This is a genomic window from Bradyrhizobium sp. CCBAU 53338 (assembly GCF_015291665.1).
Lineage (GTDB): Bacteria > Pseudomonadota > Alphaproteobacteria > Rhizobiales > Xanthobacteraceae > Bradyrhizobium.
On record NZ_CP030048.1, the window covers coordinates 2,858,800 to 2,878,461 of the forward strand.

The 19,662-nt window shown below is 62.7% G+C and carries 10 protein-coding genes; 4 read left to right on the plus strand and 6 right to left on the minus strand.

Annotated elements, in window-relative coordinates:
• The first annotated feature begins 116 nt into the window (after nucleotides 1–116).
• A complete protein-coding gene (locus XH90_RS13205) occupies nucleotides 117–389 on the plus strand; it encodes a hypothetical protein (protein WP_194481889.1) in 273 nt (90 codons plus the stop codon).
• A 26-nt stretch (nucleotides 390–415) separates the two neighbouring features.
• On the opposite strand, the gene XH90_RS13210 is transcribed toward XH90_RS13205, so the two are convergent.
• Nucleotides 416–844 carry a hypothetical protein gene (locus tag XH90_RS13210; RefSeq protein WP_246755796.1) on the minus strand — a complete coding sequence of 143 codons (429 nt, stop codon included), beginning with the start codon at nucleotides 842–844 and terminating at the stop codon, nucleotides 416–418.
• Between the two features lie 652 nt (nucleotides 845–1,496).
• On the opposite strand from XH90_RS13210, the gene XH90_RS13215 reads away from it, so the two are divergent.
• Together XH90_RS13215 and XH90_RS13220 are read left to right on the plus strand one after the other, a co-directional pair.
• Nucleotides 1,497–1,997: a hypothetical protein gene (locus XH90_RS13215; protein ID WP_246755798.1), complete on the plus strand. Its 501-nt coding sequence runs from the start codon at nucleotides 1,497–1,499 to the stop codon at nucleotides 1,995–1,997.
• 115 nt (nucleotides 1,998–2,112) lie between these two features.
• A complete protein-coding gene (locus XH90_RS13220) occupies nucleotides 2,113–2,478 on the plus strand; it encodes a hypothetical protein (protein ID WP_194481891.1) in 366 nt (121 codons plus the stop codon).
• A gap of 61 nt (nucleotides 2,479–2,539) precedes the next feature.
• Here XH90_RS13220 and XH90_RS38985 read toward each other — a convergent pair whose 3' ends face one another.
• Nucleotides 2,540–3,346: a hypothetical protein gene (locus XH90_RS38985; protein WP_246755799.1), complete on the minus strand. Its 807-nt coding sequence runs from the start codon at nucleotides 3,344–3,346 to the stop codon at nucleotides 2,540–2,542.
• Here XH90_RS38985 and XH90_RS13230 point away from each other — a divergent pair.
• Nucleotides 3,317–13,993, plus strand: coding sequence for a DUF5801 repeats-in-toxin domain-containing protein (locus tag XH90_RS13230; RefSeq protein WP_194481892.1), 10,677 nt, complete (start codon nucleotides 3,317–3,319; stop codon nucleotides 13,991–13,993). The two genes, XH90_RS38985 and XH90_RS13230, sit on opposite strands and share 30 nt — an antisense overlap.
• Nucleotides 13,994–14,076: 83 nt before the next feature.
• Here XH90_RS13230 and XH90_RS13235 read toward each other — a convergent pair whose 3' ends face one another.
• From XH90_RS13235 to XH90_RS13250, 4 genes are all read right to left on the minus strand, one after another.
• Nucleotides 14,077–14,931 (minus strand): hypothetical protein, encoded by an 855-nt coding sequence (locus XH90_RS13235; protein ID WP_194481893.1) that lies wholly within the window; start codon nucleotides 14,929–14,931, stop codon nucleotides 14,077–14,079.
• 52 nt (nucleotides 14,932–14,983) lie between these two features.
• The gene (locus tag XH90_RS13240; RefSeq protein WP_194481894.1) at nucleotides 14,984–15,997 is read right to left on the minus strand and encodes a transglutaminase-like cysteine peptidase; all 1,014 of its coding nucleotides are present in this window, start codon (nucleotides 15,995–15,997) and stop codon (nucleotides 14,984–14,986) included.
• Between the two features lie 226 nt (nucleotides 15,998–16,223).
• A complete protein-coding gene (locus XH90_RS13245; RefSeq protein WP_194481895.1) occupies nucleotides 16,224–17,471 on the minus strand; it encodes an HlyD family type I secretion periplasmic adaptor subunit in 1,248 nt (415 codons plus the stop codon).
• Complete coding sequence (locus XH90_RS13250) at nucleotides 17,461–19,650, minus strand: type I secretion system permease/ATPase (RefSeq protein WP_194482677.1); 2,190 nt, start codon at nucleotides 19,648–19,650, stop codon at nucleotides 17,461–17,463. The genes XH90_RS13245 and XH90_RS13250 overlap by 11 nt, the downstream gene beginning before the upstream one ends.
• Between the last annotated feature and the right edge of the window lie 12 nt (nucleotides 19,651–19,662).

Here is a 19,662-nt window from a genome sequence, read left to right on the forward strand (position 1 = left end):
GATCAAGCTGGACGTCAAACGAGATGCAACGAGCAGACGACTGAACGGCGCTCGACTATTCGGCGATTAGGGCCTTGATTGAAATCGCCCGCTTTGGCACTGTCGCGCATTAGCTCGTGAAGATCGAGGGCAACATGCCAAAATTGCTGGCCGCGGCCGCCACTTCCCTGACGGTGATTTTCGTTTCAAGCGCCGCGCATTGCGGCCCCTATCCCTTCGGAGACGAACCGTATCGTCTCGATTTCGGTTCCGAACCGCAGGTTGACGCCGCCTGCTGGAAGTGGAATTGGCAGCAGTATCAATGGAATAATTACTGCCCGGTCTACGTCCAGCCCAAGGCGTACATGTATCCGAGGTCGCAGGGCGTCGTGCTGCGCACCAAGGGATAGCCAACGCGCGCCGTAGAACTCTCGCCTCAATGGGCGAGAGTGCAGGCGATTTGGGTGTGCTTTCCGAAGTTTAGCAGAGCATTTTCGCGGAAGCCGTCGAGCCAGACGCCCCGTCCGGCATAACGGTAGCCGACGCCCATCGGCACCATCCGAACATGCGCACCGCCATGTCCGCCGGTGTGCAGAGTTGCGGTAACGACCTCGCCGGCAACCGAGACTGCGATTGGGCAAAGCGGGTACTGCCTGCCGTTCTCACAGACAAACACCAGGTCGCTGCAGCTTCCAACGGGGCCCGATGTCACCAAGCCCAAATCGGCGGCGCTGGCAGCGCTCGTACCGATCGCCAGACTCAAAAAGATCGCTGCCCCAAGAAACCCCTTGAATCTGCTTTGCATCGCGGCCCCCAATGGCGAGAAATATCCGACCAAAAGAGCAAAAATGGCATCAAAGGTCAATCAGCAGCGCTTCGTTTTGCAACGCGCCGAACCAGGCGTGGGGCGTCAAATCGGCGCGTCACGACAATTTGCGCGGGGCTGGGCATCGACCATTGGCCCACGAGACCCTTTGGAACCAGCGGACGCCTGAAACCTGAGAACACGCCAGGGCTTGTGCGAGAGCCTCAAGATAAACTCGATTTAGCTCCTCGGAAATTGCCCGCAGAAACGCTTTAGTTGCGTCCACGACATCGATCATCGCGATCGCGAAGGCCCTGTTCGGGAATTGCCTTACATTTATCGAAGTACCGCCGCCTCGCGGCAGGTCCGTTTTGGGCGTTTAAAGGGCCTCGGGATCAGCGTCGGCCACTGTGACTGAAATGCCGCGGTCGGCAGAATTAATGGCACATAAACTCCCTTTAAGTCCTCGGACGGTCCCTCCGTAGTGGCGCGTGGTTGACCGGCCGTCTGCGCCCGTGACAAGAAGTCGCGTGGGGAGCAGGGATAGTCACACGCGATTCGAGGCGCTGCCGATCAGGGCATGCGAGTTTGCCGTAATTTAACGGGGCGGCCGTATTGTTAATGTTTGCTTTACGGCGGTGCGTGAACCTGCGGCAATGACTTCGACTGTGCGGCTATTCCGCCGGGGACCAAGCGAGCAGGTATGGAGACAATGAGCACAGGCCGCCGTTCAATTCTTGCAGCCCCTTTCATTCGTTGCGCCGCTGTGGCGCTTCTCATGACCTCGATCACGACCGTGGCCAAGGCGGATGAATTTGCGGGGCCGACCTTCCGCAAGGGTCTGTGGCACTTCGTTCGTACGCTCGACATGATCGCCCATCGCAAGTCGAAGCAACGCTTGCTCGAGCGGGAGTTGACGGCCTGCGTCGATCCGACCGTCTCGATGAAGGCGACGTTCTCGTCCCCCTCGGTCGGCAGCTGCGTCTCCGCGCGGCCCGAGAAGAAGAACAATCAATACACGTTCGCAAACCGTTGCGATGTCATGGGACCGGTCAGCACGGTGATCACAGTTCATAGTGACGAGTCCTACACTGAGCAGAATGAGCTCAGCGAAGGACAGGTGCCAAGGGTCGAACTGGTGGTGGCGCATCGGATCGGTGATTGCGGAACAGACACGGCGCAGGTTTCTTCTGCGAAGACGCTCTCTCACTGACGCCACTGTGCCATCTGGCGCGAGTTGTCGCGCCGAAATGGCGACGGGCACTTGCGTCGGTCTCGAAAGCGCGGAAATATCGCCGCGTATGGGGATGAGGCGCGTGATGAGGTCGTTGGCCGAGATCGTTTGCTTTGCAGGGCTGTATGCCCTGGTCGGCGCCGCGGCAGCCCAGGGCGCGCAGCCGCCCGCAGCGCACTCCGGCTTGAGCGAGCTCGTCAAGATCGACTCATTCCAGGCGACGCGGCGAGCTGACAATTACGGAATTGCCAGTTTTGTGCTTTCCAACGGCACGGACAACAAGATCGACAGCGTTGAGCTGACTTGCTGGATGGATGGGGATCGAGAGCGCGCCACGACAGTCTTGGTGTGGGCCAACCAGCCTGTCGCCGCGCATGCGAGCTACGAGTTCAAGAACGTCAATATCGGCGTGGTTGGACCTAACGCTCGCAGCGAATGCGAGGTCACCCGGGTGCAATAGTTTTAAGCCCGGGTCGATGGACGGTTTGTCGATTGCTTCCGGTCCCGTGTCTGGACTACCGCTAGATCTTCTGACCGCCAGGTCCCACGACACTGACCGTTATCTTTTGGATCTCGGTTCGACCCCCAGCATATTTGACCTCGATGGTCAGCTGATCGTTGCCCGTAAAATCCGGAGGGGATTTGTAGAACGCAATGTATGCCGGCACTTCCAGCGCCAGGCAGGCCTTGTAGTTGGTCGCCTTCACCTTGCCGGACTTCACGACGACCTTTCCCGAGGTCGGGGATGTTGCCAATCGGATGGTCGGCAGGGGGCCGGAGGTGCAATCGGGCCTGACGTTAATGTAAAGCCCGATTTGAGTGTCCTTGTTCGGTAGCGCCTTGATCGTGCGTTCAACCGTCTGGGGATCTGGCGCCGGCGGATTTTGAGCAGCCGCGCTCTGCAACCCGAAAAGTCCCGCCAGCACGGCTGTTACGAGTAACTTCCTCATCTTTTGCTCCAGCTGCCGCCCTAGGACTGGAACGACATGCGCCAAAACGGCGAGCGATTTCGCCCCGTTTTGCGACATGTCGCGTGCCGCGCGGCTCTTTACCACATCCTGATCGAAAGTATTGATTAACCAAATAGTTTTCTTGACCCCTGCTGGGGTTAACAATAGCTTAAAGATACACTTCGACGTAAATTTACCTGCAATTTTCACTTCACGTTCTTTTCGCGGAGAGATTTCATGAACGAGCAGTTTCGGGTTGCCCAGGCTACTGGTGCGGGAAATTCGAACAACGCATCTCCGCCGCGCATCTTCAAGTTGACAAAGCCGTTTGCCGATCAGGCGGTGGTGTTGAACCTCGGATACGACCAGAAGGTTCAAGTCGACTTTTCGGCTATTTCGAATGAAAAGATCACCCTCGTCCATATCGGCGAGAAGCTGATCATCCTTTTCGACAACCACTCCACTGTGACGGTCGAGCCGTTCTTCGACTCCCGCCACGACCAGCTCGGCAATCTCACCATCGAGGTCGCGCCAGGCCGCGATCTGACGGTCGCCGAGTTTGCCAGCGCCTTCCCGATCATCAATGATCCCTCCGCGGCTTCGGCCGTTCTCCCCGCGGCCGGCGACACGCTCGGGCAGAACAACGCGCAGGCGAGCGGCGCGAATTTCAGCCCCTTTACGGTCGACCCCCTGCCGCCGGTACCCACCAACACCCTGGCTCCTCAGGAGGAGTTGCCGACGTTCCAGGTCGATTTCCCAACCGGCTTTGTGCTGCAGCCGACGACCCCTCCCGCGCCCACGATCTCGCTCGGAACCCTGCCGGAACTGGTGGTCGATGAGAGCTTCCTGACGGCTGCGACGAACGGCATTGACGGCTCTGGGACTGGTCCTGCAGGGACGACTGTAGCTTCAGGATTGTTGCCCGTCACGCTCAACGTGCCCGGTGGGCAGCAGTCCCTGGCCTTCGCGCTGTCGATCAGTGCGCCCGGCGTGGACACCGGACTGATCGATTCGCAGACCGGAAATCATGTGTACCTGTTCCTGGAGAACGGGGTCGTGGTCGGCCGCGAAGGCAAGGATGCAGCCGCCGCGGCCGTTGGCCCGCAGGATTTCACGGTGTCCGTCGATGGCAGCGGCAAGCTGACGCTGACGGATCTGCGCTCGGTGCATGAAGGTACGGGCGAGAACGGCGACGTGAGCGAGGGCACCCATGTGCCCGCCGGCCTCATCTCGCTGACGGCCACGGTGACGGACAACAGCAACCAGAGCTCGAGTGCGAGTGCTGACGTCGGCCCGCATCTGACGTTGCAGGACGATGGTCCGTCGATCCAGGTCGTCCTGGACGGTGAGGAGCGGTTTATTCCGAACTTGACCGTCGACGAGAGCAACCTGACGGCTCTGACCAACGGCATCGATGGATCGATCCACAACGGCAACAACACGGCGATCGCGTGGTTCGGCGGCATTTTCCAGGCGGTGACTGGCGCGGACGGCGTGGCGGATCCGCAGCATCCGATCAGCTATGCGCTGTCGATCGATGCCTCCAAGTCGACCGGCCTGGTGGACTCGCAGACCGGCGAAAATGTCGTGCTGGTGATGAACGGCACGACGGTGGAAGGCCACACCGCGTCGAGCAACCTTCTGGTGTTCACGCTGTCGGTCGACAGCAATGGTTTCGTGACCTTCACGGATGACCGTGCCGTGAAGGAGCCCGACGGCACAAATCCGGATCTCAACGAAGGCATCAGCATCGCCAGCGGTGCGGTGACGCTGACGGCGACGATCACCGATAATGACGGCGACACGGCGAGCTCGAGCATCGACCTCGGCACGCGCGTGACGTTCCTGGACGACGGTCCGACGATGGTCGCCTCGGGCACGGGTCCGTCGCTGACGCTGGACGAGAGCTTCCTGACGGCTGGGACGAACGGGATCAGCGGGACGACGCCGGACCTCACGCACACGACGACGAGCGCCTCGTTCGCCGGCGTGTTCATCTCGAACCCCGGTGCGGATGGTCAGTCCGGTTCGATCAGCTATGCGCTGTCGATCGACGCGACCAAGTCGACGGGCCTGGTGGACTCGCAGACCGGCGAAGCGGTCGTGCTGGTGATGAACGGCACGACGGTTGAGGGCCACACCGCGACGACGAACCTTCTGGTGTTCACGCTGTCGGTCGACGGCAGCGGCAATGTGACGTTCACCGAGGACCGGGCGGTCAAGGAGAGCACCGGCACCAATCCGGACACCAGCGAAGGCATCAGCCTCGCCAGCGGTGCGGTGACGCTGTCGGCGACGATCACCGACCATGACGGTGACACGGCGAGCTCGAGCATCGACCTCGGCACGCGCGTGACGTTCCTGGACGACGGTCCGACGATGGTCGCCTCGGGCACGGGTCCGTCGCTGACGCTGGACGAGAGCTTCCTGACGGCTGGGACGAACGGGATCAGCGGGACGACGCCGGACCTCACGCACACGACGACGAGCGCCTCGTTCGCCGGCGTGTTCATCTCGAACCCCGGTGCGGATGGTCAGTCCGGTTCGATCAGCTATGCGCTGTCGATCGACGCCTCCAAGTCGACGGGGCTGGTGGACTCGCAGACCGGCGAAGCGGTCGTGCTGGTGATGAACGGCACGACGGTTGAGGGCCACACCGCGACGACGAACCTTCTGGTGTTCACGCTGTCGGTCGACGGCAGCGGCAATGTGACGTTCACCGAGGACCGGGCGGTCAAGGAGAGCACCGGCACCAATCCGGACACCAGCGAAGGCATCAGCCTCGCCAGCGGTGCGGTGACGCTGTCGGCGACGATCACCGACCATGACGGTGACACGGCGAGCTCGAGCATCGACCTCGGCACGCGCGTGACGTTCCTGGACGACGGTCCGACGATGGTTGCGTCGGGCACGGGTCCGTCGCTGACGCTGGACGAGAGCTTCCTGACGGCTGGGACGAACGGGATCAGCGGGACGACGCCGGACCTCACGCACACGACGACGAGCGCCTCGTTCGCCGGCGTGTTCATCTCGAACCCCGGTGCGGATGGTCAGTCCGGTTCGATCAGCTATGCGCTGTCGATCGACGCGACCAAGTCGACGGGCCTGGTGGACTCGCAGACCGGCGAAGCGGTCGTGCTGGTGATGAACGGCACGACGGTTGAGGGCCACACCGCGACGACGAACCTTCTGGTGTTCACGCTGTCGGTCGACGGCAGCGGCAATGTGACGTTCACCGAGGACCGGGCGGTCAAGGAGAGCACCGGCACCAATCCGGACACCAGCGAAGGCATCAGCCTCGCCAGCGGTGCGGTGACGCTGTCGGCGACGATCACCGACCATGACGGCGACACGGCGAGCTCGAGCATCGACCTCGGCACGCGCGTGACGTTCCTGGACGACGGTCCGACGATGGTTGCGTCGGGCACGGGTCCGTCGCTGACGCTGGACGAGAGCTTCCTGACGGCTGGGACGAACGGGATCAGCGGGACGACGCCGGACCTCACGCACACGACGACGAGCGCCTCGTTCGCCGGCGTGTTCATCTCGAACCCCGGTGCGGATGGTCAGTCCGGTTCGATCAGCTATGCGCTGTCGATCGACGCCTCCAAGTCGACGGGCCTGGTGGACTCGCAGACCGGCGAAGCGGTCGTGCTGGTGATGAACGGCACGACGGTTGAGGGCCACACCGCGACGACGAACCTTCTGGTGTTCACGCTGTCGGTCGACGGCAGCGGCAATGTGACGTTCACCGAGGACCGGGCGGTCAAGGAGAGCACCGGCACCAATCCGGACACCAGCGAAGGCATCAGCCTCGCCAGCGGTGCGGTGACGCTGTCGGCGACGATCACCGACCATGACGGTGACACGGCGAGCTCGAGCATCGACCTCGGCACGCGCGTGACGTTCCTGGACGACGGTCCGACGATGGTTGCGTCGGGCACGGGTCCGTCGCTGACGCTGGACGAGAGCTTCCTGACGGCTGGGACGAACGGGATCAGCGGGACGACGCCGGACCTCACGCACACGACGACGAGCGCCTCGTTCGCCGGCGTGTTCATCTCGAACCCCGGTGCGGATGGTCAGTCCGGTTCGATCAGCTATGCGCTGTCGATCGACGCCTCCAAGTCGACGGGGCTGGTGGACTCGCAGACCGGCGAAGCGGTCGTGCTGGTGATGAACGGCACGACGGTTGAGGGCCACACCGCGACGACGAACCTTCTGGTGTTCACGCTGTCGGTCGACGGCAGCGGCAATGTGACGTTCACCGAGGACCGGGCGGTCAAGGAGAGCACCGGCACCAATCCAGACACCAGCGAAGGCATCAGCCTCGCCAGCGGTGCGGTGACGCTGTCGGCGACGATCACCGACCATGACGGCGACACGGCGAGCTCGAGCATCGACCTCGGCACGCGCGTGACGTTCCTGGACGACGGTCCGACGATGGTTGCGTCGGGCACGGGTCCGTCGCTGACGCTGGACGAGAGCTTCCTGACGGCTGGGACGAACGGGATCAGCGGGACGACGCCGGACCTCACGCACACGACGACGAGCGCCTCGTTCGCCGGCGTGTTCATCTCGAACCCCGGTGCGGATGGTCAGTCCGGTTCGATCAGCTATGCGCTGTCGATCGACGCCTCCAAGTCGACGGGCCTGGTGGACTCGCAGACCGGCGAAGCGGTCGTGCTGGTGATGAACGGCACGACGGTTGAGGGCCACACCGCGACGACGAACCTTCTGGTGTTCACGCTGTCGGTCGACGGCAGCGGCAATGTGACGTTCACCGAGGACCGGGCGGTCAAGGAGAGCACCGGCACCAATCCGGACACCAGCGAAGGCATCAGCCTCGCCAGCGGTGCGGTGACGCTGTCGGCGACGATCACCGACCATGACGGTGACACGGCGAGCTCGAGCATCGACCTCGGCACGCGCGTGACGTTCCTGGACGACGGTCCGACGATGGTCGCCTCGGGCACGGGTCCGTCGCTGACGCTGGACGAGAGCTTCCTGACGGCTGGGACGAACGGGATCAGCGGGACGACGCCGGACCTCACGCACACGACGACGAGCGCCTCGTTCGCCGGCGTGTTCATCTCGAACCCCGGTGCGGATGGTCAGTCCGGTTCGATCAGCTATGCGCTGTCGATCGACGCGACCAAGTCGACGGGCCTGGTGGACTCGCAGACCGGCGAAGCGGTCGTGCTGGTGATGAACGGCACGACGGTTGAGGGCCACACCGCGACGACGAACCTTCTGGTGTTCACGCTGTCGGTCGACGGCAGCGGCAATGTGACGTTCACCGAGGACCGGGCGGTCAAGGAGAGCACCGGCACCAATCCGGACACCAGCGAAGGCATCAGCCTCGCCAGCGGTGCGGTGACGCTGTCGGCGACGATCACCGACCATGACGGTGACACGGCGAGCTCGAGCATCGACCTCGGCACGCGCGTGACGTTCCTGGACGACGGTCCGACGATGGTCGCCTCGGGCACGGGTCCGTCGCTGACGCTGGACGAGAGCTTCCTGACGGCTGGGACGAACGGGATCAGCGGGACGACGCCGGACCTCACGCACACGACGACGAGCGCCTCGTTCGCCGGCGTGTTCATCTCGAACCCCGGTGCGGATGGTCAGTCCGGTTCGATCAGCTATGCGCTGTCGATCGACGCCTCCAAGTCGACGGGGCTGGTGGACTCGCAGACCGGCGAAGCGGTCGTGCTGGTGATGAACGGCACGACGGTTGAGGGCCACACCGCGACGACGAACCTTCTGGTGTTCACGCTGTCGGTCGACGGCAGCGGCAATGTGACGTTCACCGAGGACCGGGCGGTCAAGGAGAGCACCGGCACCAATCCGGACACCAGCGAAGGCATCAGCCTCGCCAGCGGTGCGGTGACGCTGTCGGCGACGATCACCGACCATGACGGTGACACGGCGAGCTCGAGCATCGACCTCGGCACGCGCGTGACGTTCCTGGACGACGGTCCGACGATGGTTGCGTCGGGCACGGGTCCGTCGCTGACGCTGGACGAGAGCTTCCTGACGGCTGGGACGAACGGGATCAGCGGGACGACGCCGGACCTCACGCACACGACGACGAGCGCCTCGTTCGCCGGCGTGTTCATCTCGAACCCCGGTGCGGATGGTCAGTCCGGTTCGATCAGCTATGCGCTGTCGATCGACGCGACCAAGTCGACGGGCCTGGTGGACTCGCAGACCGGCGAAGCGGTCGTGCTGGTGATGAACGGCACGACGGTTGAGGGCCACACCGCGACGACGAACCTTCTGGTGTTCACGCTGTCGGTCGACGGCAGCGGCAATGTGACGTTCACCGAGGACCGGGCGGTCAAGGAGAGCACCGGCACCAATCCGGACACCAGCGAAGGCATCAGCCTCGCCAGCGGTGCGGTGACGCTGTCGGCGACGATCACCGACCATGACGGCGACACGGCGAGCTCGAGCATCGACCTCGGCACGCGCGTGACGTTCCTGGACGACGGTCCGACGATGGTCGCGTCGGGCACGGGTCCGTCGCTGACGCTGGACGAGAGCTTCCTGACGGCTGGGACGAACGGGATCAGCGGGACGACGCCGGACCTCACGCACACGACGACGAGCGCCTCGTTCGCCGGCGTGTTCATCTCGAACCCCGGTGCGGATGGTCAGTCCGGTTCGATCAGCTATGCGCTGTCGATCGACGCCTCCAAGTCGACGGGGCTGGTGGACTCGCAGACCGGCGAAGCGGTCGTGCTGGTGATGAACGGCACGACGGTTGAGGGCCACACCGCGACGACGAACCTTCTGGTGTTCACGCTGTCGGTCGACGGCAGCGGCAATGTGACGTTCACCGAGGACCGGGCGGTCAAGGAGAGCACCGGCACCAATCCGGACACCAGCGAAGGCATCAGCCTCGCCAGCGGTGCGGTGACGCTGTCGGCGACGATCACCGACCATGACGGCGACACGGCGAGCTCGAGCATCGACCTCGGCACGCGCGTGACGTTCCTGGACGACGGTCCGACGATGGTTGCGTCGGGCACGGGTCCGTCGCTGACGCTGGACGAGAGCTTCCTGACGGCTGGGACGAACGGGATCAGCGGGACGACGCCGGACCTCACGCACACGACGACGAGCGCCTCGTTCGCCGGCGTGTTCATCTCGAACCCCGGTGCGGATGGTCAGTCCGGTTCGATCAGCTATGCGCTGTCGATCGACGCCTCCAAGTCGACGGGCCTGGTGGACTCGCAGACCGGCGAAGCGGTCGTGCTGGTGATGAACGGCACGACGGTTGAGGGCCACACCGCGACGACGAACCTTCTGGTGTTCACGCTGTCGGTCGACGGCAGCGGCAATGTGACGTTCACCGAGGACCGGGCGGTCAAGGAGAGCACCGGCACCAATCCGGACACCAGCGAAGGCATCAGCCTCGCCAGCGGTGCGGTGACGCTGTCGGCGACGATCACCGACCATGACGGTGACACGGCGAGCTCGAGCATCGACCTCGGCACGCGCGTGACGTTCCTGGACGACGGTCCGACGATGGTTGCGTCGGGCACGGGTCCGTCGCTGACGCTGGACGAGAGCTTCCTGACGGCTGGGACGAACGGGATCAGCGGGACGACGCCGGACCTCACGCACACGACGACGAGCGCCTCGTTCGCCGGCGTGTTCATCTCGAACCCCGGTGCGGATGGTCAGTCCGGTTCGATCAGCTATGCGCTGTCGATCGACGCGACCAAGTCGACGGGCCTGGTGGACTCGCAGACCGGCGAAGCGGTCGTGCTGGTGATGAACGGCACGACGGTTGAGGGCCACACCGCGACGACGAACCTTCTGGTGTTCACGCTGTCGGTCGACGGCAGCGGCAATGTGACGTTCACCGAGGACCGGGCGGTCAAGGAGAGCACCGGCACCAATCCGGACACCAGCGAAGGCATCAGCCTCGCCAGCGGTGCGGTGACGCTGTCGGCGACGATCACCGACCATGACGGTGACACGGCGAGCTCGAGCATCGACCTCGGCACGCGCGTGACGTTCCTGGACGACGGTCCGACGATGGTCGCGTCGGGCACGGGTCCGTCGCTGACGCTGGACGAGAGCTTCCTGACGGCTGGGACGAACGGGATCAGCGGGACGACGCCGGACCTCACGCACACGACGACGAGCGCCTCGTTCGCCGGCGTGTTCATCTCGAACCCCGGTGCGGATGGTCAGTCCGGTTCGATCAGCTATGCGCTGTCGATCGACGCCTCCAAGTCGACGGGGCTGGTGGACTCGCAGACCGGCGAAGCGGTCGTGCTGGTGATGAACGGCACGACGGTTGAGGGCCACACCGCGACGACGAACCTTCTGGTGTTCACGCTGTCGGTCGACGGCAGCGGCAATGTGACGTTCACCGAGGACCGGGCGGTCAAGGAGAGCACCGGCACCAATCCGGACACCAGCGAAGGCATCAGCCTCGCCAGCGGTGCGGTGACGCTGTCGGCGACGATCACCGACCATGACGGCGACACGGCGAGCTCGAGCATCGACCTCGGCACGCGCGTGACGTTCCTGGACGACGGTCCGACGATGGTTGCGTCGGGCACGGGTCCGTCGCTGACGCTGGACGAGAGCTTCCTGACGGCTGGGACGAACGGGATCAGCGGGACGACGCCGGACCTCACGCACACGACGACGAGCGCCTCGTTCGCCGGCGTGTTCATCTCGAACCCCGGTGCGGATGGTCAGTCCGGTTCGATCAGCTATGCGCTGTCGATCGACGCCTCCAAGTCGACGGGCCTGGTGGACTCGCAGACCGGCGAAGCGGTCGTGCTGGTGATGAACGGCACGACGGTTGAGGGCCACACCGCGACGACGAACCTTCTGGTGTTCACGCTGTCGGTCGACGGCAGCGGCAATGTGACGTTCACCGAGGACCGGGCGGTCAAGGAGAGCACCGGCACCAATCCGGACACCAGCGAAGGCATCAGCCTCGCCAGCGGTGCGGTGACGCTGTCGGCGACGATCACCGACCATGACGGTGACACGGCGAGCTCGAGCATCGACCTCGGCACGCGCGTGACGTTCCTGGACGACGGTCCGACGATGGTTGCGTCGGGCACGGGTCCGTCGCTGACGCTGGACGAGAGCTTCCTGACGGCTGGGACGAACGGGATCAGCGGGACGACGCCGGACCTCACGCACACGACGACGAGCGCCTCGTTCGCCGGCGTGTTCATCTCGAACCCCGGTGCGGATGGTCAGTCCGGTTCGATCAGCTATGCGCTGTCGATCGACGCCTCCAAGTCGACGGGCCTGGTGGACTCGCAGACCGGCGAAGCGGTCGTGCTGGTGATGAACGGCACGACGGTTGAGGGCCACACCGCGACGACGAACCTTCTGGTGTTCACGCTGTCGGTCGACGGCAGCGGCAATGTGACGTTCACCGAGGACCGGGCGGTCAAGGAGAGCACCGGCACCAATCCGGACACCAGCGAAGGCATCAGCCTCGCCAGCGGTGCGGTGACGCTGTCGGCGACGATCACCGACCATGACGGCGACACGGCGAGCTCGAGCATCGACCTCGGCACGCGCGTGACGTTCCTGGACGACGGTCCGATCATGAGCGGCTTTCAGACAGCGATCGTTGCCGCTCAGGACAACCAAATCGCAAATGGCACCTACAACATCAACTTTGGCGCAGACGGCGATGCATCCATGGCCGTTGCCGTCCACAACGGTTCTGTCGGCAGCACGGGGTTCAATCTCGCAACGACAAATCTTGGAGGCGGAATCACCTCGGTGCACGTGACCGGAAACGGCGACGATTATACCTTCTACTACACGACTCACGCAGTCAGCGGAGGGGTGGAACTGGATGCCTTCTACACCGACACAGCCGGGACCCTTAGCAATCCATTCTTCTCGCTGCTGATCGATCCAAACGGCACCTATACGTTCGATCTGGAGAGCGTTGGGCTCTTGACGCAGGTCACTGTCAACGGTTCCGATTTCGGAGCGTCAGGTGGCGGCCAGGCCTCGCTCACCTCTCCGGACGGTCAACTTATCATCACCGGAACCGACAACAACGGCAACTTCCTCGAAGTCAAGGCTTCGAACAATGGCATCGCCGTTGGTCACTCCGGACTGCAAATGGATGCGAACGAAGATCTTCACCTCAATTTTGCTCAGGAACAGACGCAGGTAAGCTTCATTTTCACTCAATGGCAGTCGAACGGTACTGCAGACGTCAAGTTCGACGTCAAGGATGGCGCAACCCTTGTTAATGAATTCGATATTAACGTTGCAAAGCCGGGCTCCGGAGACACTCACATCGTGGTGCAGGAGACGTCGAATGTAGCGCTCATCAATACGTATGCGTTCGATAGCACGACGCAGACGTACACGCTCTACGTTGGTCAAAGCTTCACCGAGGTGGACGTAGACTACAATCACGCGGTCAGCGGCGGCGCTACGTTCACGGTCAACAGCATCACCTACAATCACGAGACGCTTATTCCCAGCACGGACTTGCTTTTCGATGTGACGGCTACCGATCACGATACCGATACGGCGACAAGCAGCCTTCAGGTAGACCTTGTGGGTGGTTCTAACGTGGCGAGTGGCGCCACTCTGACCGGCACGTCAGGTAACGACTTGCTTGTGGGCGGCAGCGGCAACGATACGCTGGTTAGCGGAACCGGGAACGACATATTCGCGCTGAAGGCGTCGGGAGGAGGGCACGACATCCTTTCTGACTTCGATGCAGCGAGGGATGTGATTGTTGTTGACGTTGCAAGCCTTAGCCTGACAACGGCAGAGTCCTCGGCGATCTCGGCCGGCCAATTCACCACCTCGATTGCCACAGGTCAGAATGAAACTGCGGCGAGTGCTTGGAATGAAAGCGGCAGCACCAATAAGTTCTTCTTCAACGCGACGACGCAAGAGCTTTGGTATTCGGCAAACGGGACTGGCAGCGACAAGATTGACTTGGCACATTTGAGCACAGGCGTGCCTGCTGCAGCGAATATTCACGTTGCATGAAGTAATTTGACCACAGATGAGGTCCCGTGGGAGTATCTCCCGCGGGCCCTCATTCTTCTGGAGGCCAATCGACAGATACGAGATCAGCCCAATGGCGGACGCGATTTCTTGATGCTCAGCTGATTGGGGAGCAGTGTGATGGGTGCTTCCAGGATCCTAACGCCTGTGCCAGGCGCATCGCTGAATCGAGCGGTGAAATGTCGAAGTCCAACGTGAGTGATCGCGTGCGAGACGTTGGCCCAAATTTCGCCTCCGCAATCTTCACGCCAACGATGGCAAAATGAATAGTCTTCTGACAGTCGTAGTCCATCCACGGTAAGAAACTCGAATGCACGGATGATTCGAGAGCTCTTTTTGCCCAGATTGAGTCCCGCCCGTTTATCCACAATTGCTGGCAGCTTCGCTATCATGGCCTCGATACAGGACCTCTGCACGAGCATGATCCCCGTTCCGCAGCCGTCGACTCGAACGAAGCCGTTTCTGCCTGAGGATCGAGAAGGCTTTTGCACGACGAAGTCATGCGAGGCAGCGCTCGCCTTGTCCATTGACTGTCCGGCATTCACCGCTTTTGCGAATCGATCGAGGTCAATCTGCCGCTTGGGATAGATCGCCCCGACAATCGGCTTATCGAACTCGAGCATGTCGAATATGAGCTGTGGTTCGAAGCCCATATCGGCATCGACGAAGAGCAAATGAGACGCATCCGTCTTGTCGAACCAATGCGTCAGCAATGCGTTGCGGCCTTCTGCAACGTCAGCATAGGACACTGCGGCAAGGATGGATCGGATGTGCCGTCGTTCGAGTTCGATACCCAGTTTGAACAATGTCTGAACACAAGGTGTATAAAAGCTTTCGCCGTAAGCAGGCACTGCGATGAATAATTGGGTTGGGGGCATCCGAGAAACTTTCCCATGAAATCGACCAACGTAGTATGCCAAGGCTCACTCGTTCGGTACAGCGGCGCGCTTTGTCTGGCGGTTTTGTTTTGTCTCACAGCAGCAGTGGCAGCGGGCCCAGCGCCCCACCGCCACCCACGTCCGCGGGCTCCGAGCCTGCCCATTCCGATCCCGCCGCCGCAGGCGCGGCTTCTGCCGTGAGCGGCGTAGCCTTCGCATAGGGCTTGGCGAACAGATTGACGCCGTCGTGATTGATCGCGAACAGCGGCGCGAAATTGAGCTCGCCATTGTCCTCCCGCAGGCCAGCCCAGCGGTTGTCCAGGATCAGCCAGTGGCCGTCGAGCCGGGCCGCGAGCACGGCGTGGTCCTGTCGGACCGTGCGGTCACGGACGAGGAGCAGGCGCATGTCGGCATCGGGGATACCCGCTTCGCGCAATGCGGCGTATTTGGCGATCGCGTAATCTTCGCAATCGCCCTTGCCCGTCGCAAAGCTCGCCAGCGGCGAACTCCAGCGGTCGAGCTCATGATGCTGGACCAGGTCGCTGACATAGCGGATCGCCGTGTTGACCCCTAGATTGACTTCCTCGAGCCGGGCGCGTCCGGACTTGGCCTTGACGGCGCCGACGAGCCTGAGGAACTGGGCAGCGTAAGAGGGGCAGCTTCCGGCGTCGGACCGGCAGCGCTCGAGCACGGCCTGGTCCTTGCCCATCTCGACTTCAACCGCGCGCCATTTGCGCCAGATGTCGCTGTCCGGTGCGCGGAACGTGAAGAGGCCGAAGGGTTCATCGCCGAGCGTTGCGGCCGCCGGAGAGGCGGCCTCAGGCATGGCATCCGTGGCCGTGGAGGAGGGGGGCGCGAGCGCCGCCAGGCGAATGGCATTCGGGCCGCGGCCATGTTCGCGGTCAAGCTTTGCGAGCACCGCGTTGATCGTGAAGAATGTCGCGGGCCCCTGGATCGCATCAGCACCGGATGGCGCGATTTCAGTCGGACCAACCGGCCCGGCGTCAGCTGCAAAAGCGACCGGCGTCGCAGCCACGCCAAGCGCAACCAGTACGGCCGCCGCGAGCGCCACAACGCCCTGCTGCCGCAGTCCCAAACGCGACTTCATTGACCGTCCCCATATTTCGGGACGTCGCCGGCGTCTTTGCGCGCCTGATCGTCATCCCGACCTGTTTATCGGGAGTGAGCGTGCGCGCGGGCGCGCTTAAGTCGGGTTAAAACCGGGGAAGTGCAGCCGGGAATGAGCCGGCGCGATGAATGGCGCCCCTCCAGCAATGCTAAAGCTTGGCATCGCGCGTTAGGGACGCATTAAGCAAGGCGGATCGCGGGGGGCCCTAGTGCTCGCGCAGAGCTTCATCCCGCAGCGTGCGCGCCGGCTTCATGATGTAATCCAGAACGCTCTTCTTGCCGGTCAATATCTCGACCGTCGTGATCATGCCCGGAATGATCGGAAGCGGGTTTTCCTCGGTGCCGAGATGGTTCTTGTCGGTTCGAACCATCACGCGATAGTAGGTTTCCGGTCGCTGCGCCGACTCGCCCTTGTCGTCGAGGATCGTGTCGGCGCTTATCCGCTCGACCTTGCCGGCCAGATGGCCGTACACCGAGGAGTCGTAGGCGGATATCTTGACGACGGCATCCTGGCCCGGGCGGATGAAGGCGATATCCTGCGGCCTGATCTTGCCTTCGACCAGCAAGGTGTCGTCGAGCGGGACGATGTCCATGAGGTTCGCACCGGGCTGAACGACCGCGCCGATCGTGGTGACGTTCAGCTTGTTGACGATGCCGCGAACCGGCGAACGCAGATCCGTCCGACGTACCCTATCCTGCGCAGACTTGATGTTCTCGTCCAGGACGGCGAGGTCGGCGCGCGTCTTGGCCAGATCTTCGTCCGCCTGGGCTCGGAAGGTCGAGATCGTGGTCGCAATCTTTGCCTTGGCCTCCGCAATCTGACCTTTCGCCTCTGCCGATTGGCGCTCCAGTCGAAGCATTTCGATTTCGGGAACGACCTTCTGATCATAGAGCTTGCGCGTCAGCGTGAGCTCGCGATCGAGCAGGCCCGATGTCTGAGTCAGCCTCGCGATCTGTTGATTGAGTACGTCGACGTCCTGCGCCACTTTCAGCGCGCGGGTCTTGAACACGCTCCGTTCTGTCGTCACGGCGGCGGGGACGACGCCCTCGATCTGGTCGGGAAAAACAATCTCGCTGCGGCCGTTCGCTTCAGCCTCGAGGCGCGCGAAACGGGCGGCCATCGAGGCGCGCCTTTCCCGTATTTCGCCGAACTCCGAAGCAAACTTGGTATCGTCGATGCGCATCAGGGATTGCCCCTGCTGAACCACTGCTCCCTCCTGGACGAGGATGTCGCCGACGATCCCGCCTTCCAGCGACTGGACGACCTGCATCTGCCGCGAGGGGACGACCTTGCCGTTGCCGCGCTTGACCTCTTCAAGCACGGCATAATGAGCCCAGACCAGGAATGTGGCGAACATGGCCAAGAAGGCCCACAGCAACATGCGCGACGTTCTCGGCGTCTTCAGCTTGACGGCCGCGCGGATGTCGTTGGCGTAACTGAAATCAGCTGACATTGGATTTCTGCGCAGCCTGGACGGGTTGTATAACTCTGGGCGGGGCGGCAGGCTCGGCGGATTGGGCCTTGCCTTGCAGCAGGCTCAAGACCTGGTCGCGCGGTCCGTCGGCGACCAGGCGGCCGTTGTCGAACAGCAGCAGGCGGTCGACCATGCTCAGGAGCGAAAGACGGTGAGTGGAGATGATGATGGTCATCTTCGCATCGTCGAGCTTCTTCAGCCGCTCGAGGAATTCACTCTCGCTGCGCACGTCGAAATGGGCGGTTGGCTCGTCCAGAAACAGGATCCTGGGTTTTCGGATCAAGACGCGCGCGAGGCCGATGGCCTGCTTCTGCCCTCCCGAGAGGCTGCGTCCGCCCTCTGCAATGGGCATGTCATAGCCCATGGGATGACCGGCAATGAAGCTTTCGACGCCGGACAGGCGCGCTGCGGCGAGCACTTCCTCGTCCGTTGCAGCGGGATAACCCAGCGTGATGTTGTCGCGCAGCTTGCCGAAAAACAGGTCGGTATCCTGCATCGCAAAGCCGATGCCGGCGCGCAGGTCAGCGGGATCGTATTGGCGCGAGTCCACGCCATCGACCAGAATGCGACCGTCCTGCGCCTCGTAGAAGGAGAGCAACAGGCGCCCGACAGTGGTCTTACCTGAGCCAACTCGCCCGATGATTCCAACGCGCTCGCCGCTCTGAATCTTGAACGTGACCTTGTCGAGCGCCTTTCCGGGAGCGTTAGGGTAGGTGAACGACACATTGTCGAAACTGATCGTGCCTTGCTCGATCTTTCTGGCGACATAGGTTCGATCAGGTGAACGCTCCCGTTCCAGCGTCATGATGCGATCGATGGATTTGAGCGACGAGAAAGTCTGAGTGCCGCGCGTAATCACCGATGCGATGCCCGCAATCGGAGAAAGCACCCGTCCGGCCAGCATGTTGGCCGCGACCAGCGCACCGACCGTCAGGGTGCCGTTCTGAATCAGAAAGACGCCGATGACGATCAGGAGCAGGCTGGTCAACATCTGCGCCGAGTTGGCTGCGGTCAATGCCAGGGAGGACCAGAAGTGCACGGCCTCACCGGATCTGGCTGTCGCGGCGACCGAGCGCTCCCAGGCCGTCTGCATCCGTGCCTCGCCACCCGACGCGCGCACGGTCTCGAGCCCTGCAAGCGACTCGACGAGGACCCCGTGGCGGGCCGCCGATTCCGCCTGCAAGCGCTTCATCGCCCGATTGAGAGGACGTTGCAGCACGAGGCCAATTCCGATCATTACCGGCAGCATCAGCAGCGGGACCCAGGCCAAGGGTCCGGCGACGACGAACAGAACGGCGACGAACAGGATGGCAAACAGCAAATCGGTTGCCGAAACCACGCTGCCGGACGTGAAGAATTCACGAACGGAATCGAAATCCCGGAGCTGGTTGGCAATAATGCCGACCGAGGTCGGCCGTTGCGACATCTTCACAGCCATAACATGCTCGAAGATGTTGGCCGCAAGGACGACATCGATGGTCTTGCCGGTGACGTCGATCATCTTGCTCCTGACCATGCGCAGGACGAGATCGAAGGAAATTGCCAGACCCATGCCGATGGAAAGAGCTATCAGCGAAGGGATAGCCCCGTTCGGGATGACCCGGTCATAGACGCTCATCGTGAAGAGCGGCATCGCCAGGGCCAGAATGTTGATGAGCAGCGCTGCCAGCGCGATGTGTCCGTAGTTGCGCCAATGCGCCCTTACGACGGACCAGAACCAGTGCTGACGGGGAAGGCTGCCGGCAGCAACAGCTCGCGCGTCCGACTCTGCGGCGGCGCGAACGAGAAACGCGTAACCCGTATAGTCGGCAATGATGGTATCCAGTGCCAACATCCGTGGGACATGCGGTCGTTCGCTTGGATCGATCACCCTGGCGAGACGCTTGTCCTCGTCGACGCTCAGCAGGATCAGCGTCGTTCCATTCTTCATGATCAGGACGACGGGAAGGACGAGGGACGGAATGTCCGTCAATCTGCGCTTGGTGGCCTCAGTCTCCAGGCCGGCGCGCCGCGCCGCCCGGTCGTAGAGAGACACCGTCAGGCGCCCGTCCGGGATCGGCAAGCCGCCGAGCAAACCCTCCCGGGTTACAGCTCTGCCGTGATGTCCAGCGAGAAAGATGAGCGAGTCCACCAACGGATCGCGGTCTTTCGCTCCAATCCTCTCGTCCTC